The organism is Candidatus Polarisedimenticolia bacterium, assembly GCA_035764505.1.
GTDB lineage: Bacteria > Acidobacteriota > Polarisedimenticolia > Gp22-AA2 > AA152 > AA152.
Genome location: DASTZC010000181.1, coordinates 1 through 8058 on the forward strand (window position 1 = coordinate 1; position 8058 = coordinate 8058).

8 protein-coding genes are annotated in these 8058 nt (G+C 67.4%); all 8 read left to right on the forward strand.

What is annotated here, in order from left to right; translation table 11 throughout:
- On the forward strand, positions 1-194 hold a 194-nt coding region (locus tag VFW45_12035), incomplete at its 5' end, for a hypothetical protein (protein HEU5181514.1).
- Positions 195-294: 100 nt separating this feature from the next.
- Positions 295-1809 carry a glycosyltransferase family 87 protein gene (locus tag VFW45_12040; GenBank protein HEU5181515.1) on the forward strand — a complete coding sequence of 505 codons (1515 nt, stop codon included), beginning with the start codon at positions 295-297 and terminating at the stop codon, positions 1807-1809.
- A 35-nt stretch (positions 1810-1844) separates the two neighbouring features.
- Positions 1845-3281 (forward strand): DUF3300 domain-containing protein, encoded by a 1437-nt coding sequence (locus VFW45_12045; GenBank protein ID HEU5181516.1) that lies wholly within the window; start codon positions 1845-1847, stop codon positions 3279-3281.
- Positions 3278-4237: a DUF2950 domain-containing protein gene (locus VFW45_12050; GenBank protein ID HEU5181517.1), complete on the forward strand. Its 960-nt coding sequence runs from the start codon at positions 3278-3280 to the stop codon at positions 4235-4237. The genes VFW45_12045 and VFW45_12050 overlap by 4 nt, the downstream gene beginning before the upstream one ends.
- 44 nt (positions 4238-4281) lie before the next feature.
- A complete protein-coding gene (locus VFW45_12055) occupies positions 4282-5673 on the forward strand; it encodes a DUF1254 domain-containing protein (GenBank protein HEU5181518.1) in 1392 nt (463 codons plus the stop codon).
- A complete protein-coding gene (locus VFW45_12060; protein HEU5181519.1) occupies positions 5670-6659 on the forward strand; it encodes a DUF72 domain-containing protein in 990 nt (329 codons plus the stop codon). Before VFW45_12055 ends, VFW45_12060 begins: the two co-directional genes overlap by 4 nt.
- A complete protein-coding gene (locus VFW45_12065; protein ID HEU5181520.1) occupies positions 6656-7249 on the forward strand; it encodes a hypothetical protein in 594 nt (197 codons plus the stop codon). The genes VFW45_12060 and VFW45_12065 overlap by 4 nt, the downstream gene beginning before the upstream one ends.
- A 22-nt stretch (positions 7250-7271) precedes the next feature.
- Positions 7272-8033 (forward strand): hypothetical protein, encoded by a 762-nt coding sequence (locus VFW45_12070; GenBank protein ID HEU5181521.1) that lies wholly within the window; start codon positions 7272-7274, stop codon positions 8031-8033.
- Positions 8034-8058 lie beyond the last annotated feature (25 nt).

Sequence of the window (8058 nt, forward strand, 5' to 3'; positions counted from 1 at the left end):
GCCGGCGGGTAGACTTCGAGATGTCGCCTGGACTGCTGGAGACCCGCTGGTATGTCCGCCGGGGGATCCCGGCCTTCGCCTACGGGCCGGGGCTGCTCGAGGTCGCCCATGGCCCCGACGAGGTCGTTGAGATCGAGCGGGTCTTCAGCCACACCTTGATCTATGCTCTCGCGGCGGCCCGTATCCTGGCCTGAGACCGGGGCCGGGCCTGCAAGATGCCGCGCCATCCCGCGACCCGGGGGTCCTCCGGAGATCCAATCCGGTCCCGTCGTCCCTAGACCAAAGGGCCGAGAAATGTCCCGTAACATTCTCATCGCCTCGCTGGCCGCCATGACCGGCGTCTTTGCGTTCGCCGCGGGCGCCGGATTGACCGGATCCAACGGGGCTGCCTGTCTGGTCGCCGCGGGCGCGGCGGCCCTCGTCCTGCTCTGGGTGCTGCGCCACCCGGTTCCGGCTCTTTCGGGAAAGGGGCGCTCCTCCGGGGTGACCATCGCCGCGACCGTCGCCGCGCTGGCCGCCTTTGTCCAGATCAGCAGCCTTGCCGTTTTCATGATCGACGCCACGAAGAGCGCCTATTCGTCGATCCCTTCGAGCGCATGGGAGGTCGAGCACTCCTGCCTTTCGGCCTACTTCGTCGCGGCGCAGGCCGCTCCGAACGTCTCGAACATCTACGAAGATTACCTATACTCGCTGCCCGACGATGTCGCGCCCGGGGTGCGCAATCCCCGCAAATTGGGGATCTTCAACGTCGACGTCTATGAATATCCGCCCCCGTTCCTGCTGCTGCCACGCGCTCTGCTCTCTTTGGCCCCCTCCTTCGATTCGCTGCGCGCGCTCTGGTTCGCCCTCAACGGCGGGGTGCTCCTTCTGGCCCTGTGGGCGGCGGCCCAATGCATGGGGCCGGAGGCCGGCCGGCGTGCCCTGCTCCTTTCCCCCCTGGTTTGGGTGGCCCTTCCCACGATCAGCGCCCTGCAGAAGGGGAACGTCCAGGTCCTGATGATCGCGATTTCGATGCTTGCCATGGTCCTGTTCGAGCGGCGGGCCTGGGCGGCCGGCGGCGCCTTGCTGGCCTTCGCGATCGCCAGCAAGCTCTTCCCCGGACTCCTCGTCGTCTATCTCCTCGCCCGGCGGCGATTCCGTGCGGTGGCGTGGACGGCCGCCTTCGGGTTAGCTTACGTCCTTCTGACGCTCGTGCTGCTCGGCTGGCAGCCTTACGCCGCCTTTCTCGATCACCTTCCGGGCCTCATCGGCGGCGAGGCGTTTCCGGCTTTTCGCAGGGACTCGGCGATGGCCATCAATCTCTCGATTCCCGGATTGGTCTTCAAGCTGAGGCTCTTCGGCGCGAAGGGGCTGTCGTTTCCGGCGGCCAAGATGGTGGGATGGGTCTACACGTTCATCGCCGTCGGGGCGACGATCGTCGCCGGACTCCGGCCGGCGCGTGAAGACCGCAAACCGCAGGTCTGGTTGGCGATTCTCATCCTGGCGACGCTGCGCAGCCCTTTCCTGCCTCAGGCTTACGGGGCTTTCCCGGCTTTCTGGCTGCTCACGCTGCTGGCGGCGACGAGCCTTCCCAGTGGAGGCGTGCTCGCCTTGACGGCGGCTTCCTGGGCGGCGCTCAACGTCTACTGGCCGACCGACTGGACGATCGACTCCCGGCTTTTGGCCATGGCCAACGGCCTGCCACAAGCGGTCATGGTGCTTCTGACCGTCCTCGCCCTGCGGCGGAATCCGGGGCTTCCGGCAATCCCGCTGAATGAATCCGAAGCCAGGAGGAGGATGCCGCAAGACGTGGAAGCGCTGGTGTCATAAAGTATGGGGAAACCGTCTTACGAGGAGAACGCACGATGATACGGACCAAGTCCCGGACCGCCAGGTCGGCTCTGGCGGTAATCTGCTGGGCCCTGCTGTTGCCGCCCGGCGAAACCCTGGTCCTGGCCCAGGGGGAGGAAAAGCCGCCTCCGCCCGCCAAGGACGCTCCCGCTGCCCCGCCGGCCGGCAAGGAGGCGCAGGCCCCGGCAACGCAGCCGGGCGCCAAGCCGGAGGAGGCCGCCAAGCCTTTGCCGCCAGAGCAGCTCGAATCGCTGGTGGCTCCGATCGCGCTGTATCCCGACTCGCTTTTGGCCCAGACTCTGGTGGCCTCCACCTATCCCCTCGAGCTGGTGCAGCTCCAGCAATGGATGGAGAAAAACAAGAACCTGAAGGACAAGGCTCTCGTGGACGCGGTGGGGAAGCAGCCTTGGGATGCGAGCATCCAGTCGATGGCCGCCTTCCCCGACGTGGTCAAGCGCCTGTGCGACGACATCCAGTGGACCACCGACCTGGGCAACGCCTTCCTGGCTCAGCAGAGCGACGTGATGGACGCCGTCCAGCGCATGCGCAAGAAAGCCCAGGAAAAGGGGGCCCTCAAATCGGACGACAAGCAGAAGGTCAGCACCGAGAAGGTCGAGGACAAGACGGTCATCATCGTCGAGTCCGCCAACCCCGAGGTGGTCTACGTCCCCTCCTACAGTCCGACCGTGGTCTACGGTGCTCCCATCTACCCCTATCCGCCGATCTACTACCCGCCCTACCCGCCCGGCGCGGCTTTCGTGAGCTTCAGCTTCGGCGTCATGTGGGGAGCGGCGGTCTGGGGCGGATCGTGCTGCGGCTGCGGCTGGGGCGGCAACGACATCGACATCAACGTCGACAACAACTTCAACCGTAACAACATCAATACCGGCGATCGGAACAACATCAACACCGGCGACCGCGGCGGCGCGGGAAATCGGGGAGGAGCGGGAACCAACAAGGCGGGCACGAACAACCGCGCGGGAGGAGGCGGCGGGGGAGGGAAGTGGTCACACAACCCGTCGCACCGCGGCGGCACTCCCTATTCCGACCGTGCCACCGCCAACAAGTACGGCGGCTCGGCGCGCGGTGATTCGCTGAGCTCGCGCCAGGCCCAGGCATCCAACCGGGCCGGAGGCGGTGCGAGTGCCGGATCGCGCGACGTAGGTGGCGGAAGCCGCGCAGGCGGCGGAAGCCCGAGCGCCGGGAACCGGGCCGGCGGCGGAAGCCCCAGTGCCGGAAATCGTGCGGGCGGCGGAGGCGGCGGCGATCGGATTGGCAGCCGCGACATTCCCTCGAGCAGCTCGCGCGGCGGCAGCGGCTTCGGCGGCGGCTCCAGCGGCTTCAGCGGCTCGAGCGCCCGGTCGAGCAGCAGCCGGGGCGCTTCCAGCATGGGCGGGCGCTCGTTCTCAGGAGGCGGGGGCGGCCGCCGCGGCGGGGGAGGCCGGCGATGACCCGCATGACGATGGCGGTCCTTCTGATTCTCGGCATGACCGGCGCGGCGCTGTCCGCAACCCAGACCGCGCCCGCGACGAAGAGCACGCAAACTGCCAAGGCCGCGCAGCCGGCACAGCAGACCTTCGCCAGCCCGGAAGAAGCCGCCGACGCGCTCATCGACGCCGCCGAGCGCTTCGATCTGACCGCCTTCAAGAAGATTCTCGGGGAGGGCGGCATGGACCTGGTGACCACCGCCGACAAGGTGCAGGACGAGCATCAGAGCAAGGCGTTCGCGGAGCAGGCGCGCAAGAAGCACGAGATCCTCCGCGTTCTGGCGGACCCGAAGACGGTGACCCTCGTCGTAGGCGAAGAGGATTGGCCGGCTCCCATGCCGATCGTCGAGCGCAACGGCAGATGGCTGTTCGACGTGCCGGCGGGGCGGATCGAGGTCTTGCGCCGTCGCATCGGCCGCAATGAGCTGGACGCGATCGAGGTGTGCCACGGCTACGTCGAGGCGCAGCACGAGTACGCCCTGACGAAGCACTCCGGCTCCAAGGTGAACCAGTATGCGCAGCGCATCATCAGCACGCCCGGAAAGAAGGACGGCCTGGCGTGGAAGACCGCGGATGGGAAATGGGAGGGGCCGGTTGCCGAGTCGATCGCGCGGGTGATCGAGGAAGGCTACACGAGCCGCGCCCAGCCCTATCACGGCTATTACTTCAAGGTGCTGAAGGGGCAGGGACCGGCCGCGCCGCTGGGCCGGATGGACTTCGTCGTGAAAGGCGCCATGATTGGCGGCTTCGCCCTGGCCGCCGCGCCCGCGAGTTACGGCAAGACAGGCGTCAAGAGCTTCATCGTCAGCCATGACGGAGTGGTCTACGAAAAGGACCTCGGATCCGGCACTGCGCAGGCCTTCAAGTCGATGGAGCGCTACAATCCGGATGCCTCCTGGAGCCCGGTGGAGGCGGATTAACCGAGGTCGGATCACAGCGGGGGGAGCGATCGGAGGATCGCGGAATGACGGGAAGATCCGTCGTGTCGCTCGCCCTTGCCCTGACGGCGTCGGCCGCCATCGCCCAGGAGCCGGATTCCGCGGAGCTTGCCCGCCGCGCCCTGGAGCGCCGCGCGGTCGAAGCGGCCGTCTGGGGAATGCCCCTCGTCAGCTTCGACGCCATGCGACAGGCCTTCTTCCATGCCGGCGCGAAATATGGTGACGTCCTCTACCTCACCCGCCCCGCCGACTGGAAGTTCCAGACCACCACGCCCAACGCCTCTTCACTCTACGTCTACCTGAACTTCAATCTGAAGGACGGGCCGGTCGTCCTCGATTTCCCGGCCGCGATCGACGCCGGACTGTTCGGCTCGCTGTCGGACGCCTGGCAGGCGCCGCTCGCCGAGGTGGGGCCGGAAGGCGACGACAAAGGGAATGGCGGCAGGTATCTGCTGATTCCTCCCGACTTCAAGGGAGAAGTGCCGAAGGATCATTATCCAGTCCGCTCGCCGACCTACAACGGCTACGGCCTGTTCCGCGCCATCCCGGCCACCTCCTCGGACGAGGACGTCGCCAAGGCCGTCGCGCTGTCCAGGAAGGTGCGGGTCTATCCGCTGGCGCGCGCGGCCGACCCTCCCGCGACGCGCGCCATCGACATCACCGGCAAGCTCTTCGAAGGAATCACCCGCTACGACGAGACTTTCTACGACAGCCTGACCCGCATGGTGAGCGAGGAGCCGGTGCAGGTCCGCGATTTCGTGGCCATGGCCCAGCTGCGCACGCTGGGGATCGAAAAGGGGAAACCCTTCAAGCCCGATCGAGGCAAGCGCGAGGTCCTTCGAAAGGCGATCGCCGAGGCGCACGCCGGCTTCGTGCAGCGCGCCGCCGCCGGCAATCCCTGGTGGCCCAAATCGAAGTGGATCCTCCCGGCCTCCCTGGGTCCACGGACCTTCTTCAACTACCTCCTGCCCGACCGCCTCGAGATCGACGAGCGCGCCATGACCTTCTTCCTCGGCTATGGCGCGCCCAGGCGGCTGGGTCGCGCTACTTTCTACCTGGCGTCGTTCAGGGACCCCGGCGGAGAGCCCTTCCGGGGAGAGCGGACCTACCGGTTGCGGGTGCCCGCCAATGTTCCGGCGAAGCAATTCTGGGCGGTTACGGTGTACGACATGGCCACCGCCGGGTTCATCCGGGAATCGCCGCGAGTCTCGCTCGATTCCTACGATCACAAGGCGCAGCGGAATGGCGACGGATCGCTGGATGTCTACTTCGGTCCGAAGCCGCCGCCCGGCAAGGAGGCCAACTGGATCTACACCGCCCCGGGCAAGCCCTGGTTCACCTTCTTCCGGATGTACGGTCCCGGCACGGCGGTATTCGAGAAATCATGGAAGCTGGGAGACATCGAAGAGATGAAGTGACCCGTCCGGAAACGCGGCGCGGCGGGGCTGGAGAAGATGCCCCGCGCATCCGCATCGGCGTCTCCGGCTGGCGCTATGCCCCCTGGCGCGGGGTCTTCTATCCCCACGATCTGCCGCAGCGATGGGAGCTGCGCTACCTGGCGAGCATCTTTCCGACCGTGGAGATCAACGGCTCGTTCTACTCGCTGCAGCGTCCCGAAAGCTGGGAGCTCTGGCATCGCGAGACCCCGCCCGGGTTCGTGTTCAGCGTCAAGGGGCCGCGCTTCATCACCCACATGCTCAAGCTGCGCGAGGTGGAGCAGCCCCTGGCGAATTTCCTGGCGTCCGGCATCTTGGCGCTGCACGAGAAGCTGGGGCCGATTCTGTGGCAGTTCGCCCCCCATCTGCGCTTCGATCCGGAGCGCTTCGAGGCCTTCCTGGAGATGCTGCCGCACGACACCGGGGCGGCCCTGGCGCTGGCGCGCCGGCGCCATCCTCGCATGTTCGGGCGCAGCCGGCTGTCGATCGATCGCCCCCGGCCCCTGCGACATGCCATGGAGATCCGCCACGAGAGCTTCCTGGACGAGCGCTTCATCACCCTGCTGCGCAAGCACCGGGTCGCCCTGGTGATTGCCCAGACCGCCCGAAAACATCCGATGCCGCGCGACGTGACCGCAGATTTCGTCTACCTGCGCCTGCACGGCGACCGCCAGATCTACCGGAGCGGCTACGGCAAGGCGGCGCTGGGCCGCTGGGCCGAGCGCATCGCGGCATGGCATCGCGGGGAGGAGCCCGCCGTGCTGCCGGCCGGCGCGGTGCGCGCGGCACCTCCGGCGCCGCCCCGGCCGGAAGGTCGGGACGTCTACTGCTACTTCGACAACACCGACGTCAAGCTGCGCGCTCCGGCCGATGCCCGCAACCTGATGCTGCGGCTGGGTCTCGCTCCGGGGCGCTGGCAGGGCGAGGAGGAGCGGACTCATCCATCCATGGGGAGCTCACGTCTATGACCTTGTCGGTTTCGTCCGGATCTCCCGTCCTCGAGGCGCCGGGCGCGGGGCTCCCCTGGTGGGAGCTGCTGGTGGTGCGCAGGGTGCTGTTTCCGATCTCCTGCCGGCGGCACGACTGGGCCGCCGCCACCCGGATGTTCGAGGAGGAAGGGAGGCGCATCCTGGAGATCTGGGACTCGCTTCCGGCCGGCCGTCTGAAGGAGCCTGTTCTGATCCGCCGTATCGCCGGAATCGAAGATTCCTCGCGCTACTGGTCGGCGGCGATGACGGTGGAGCACTTGTGCATCGTGGGGGGCGGCGTGCGCCGCATCATCGCGCTGCTGCGGGAAGGGAAGCTCCCGAAGCGAGAGCTGCGCGTCGAAGAGGTGAAGCCGCTGGGAAAGCTGCCGGCGGCGCAGGTGCGATCCGATTTCATCCGCCTCCTCGAGGAGGCTCCGGCCGATGCGCCCGTTCCGCCTGGGACGGGGCCGCGTTGCGCGCACCCCTGGCTCGGACCGGTCGATTCGCACGGCTGGCGCTGCTTCGTCGCCGAGCACCAGCGCATCCATCGCAAGCAGCTGGAGTCGATCCGGCGCGGGCTGTCCGATTGACCTCATACCAAGGAGAGTATCGATGCTCGTGCCTGTCGCGGCCACGTTATTGGCCATGCTGCCCGCCGGCGCGGACGCGCCGGCGGCCCCTCTCAAGCTGACCCATGCCTGGATCGTGGTGACCACCGGAGCGCCCGAGCGCAAGGCGCTCGAGAAGGCCGGCTTCCGCATCGCGCCAGAGGTGAACCGGCACGAAGGCCAGGGGACCGCCTCGGTGACCGTCGAGCTGCTCAACGGCTTTCTGGAGCTGATGTATCCCGATCCGGAGGTGAGCGTCGCCCCGGAGAGGAAGCCGGGGGCGGAAAAGTTCAAGCTCAAGTCACGCTGGCGCGAGACCGGCTATTCCCCCATTGGAATCGTCTTCGACCGGGTCCCCGGGGCCGCCTTGACGCTGCCCTTTCCCACCTGGAAGGTGAGCGCCGACTGGATGGACCCGGGGACCTTCATCGAAGTGATGACGCCGAAGGAGACGCCCAAGGCGGTGTCGCTGTCGATCTCCTCGCACGTGCAGAGCACCGATGAGAAGGAAAACGACGAGCTATCCAAAGACCCGGTGAAAGGGGCGAAGTTCCTCCATCCCAATGGAGCGCGGCGCCTCACCGCCGTGCGCGTGATCGCCCCGAGCGCCGGGGACCTCCCGCCCGCCGCCGCCTGGCTCGAAAAGCAGAAGCTGATGCAGTTCAAGGTGGGGGGCCGCTGGCTCCTGGAAGCGACCCTGGACTCGGGCAAGCAGGGAATCACCCGCGACCTCCAGCCCGCTCTCCCGATGATCGTCCATTACTGATCCGTTCACGCCGGGCCTGCCGGCC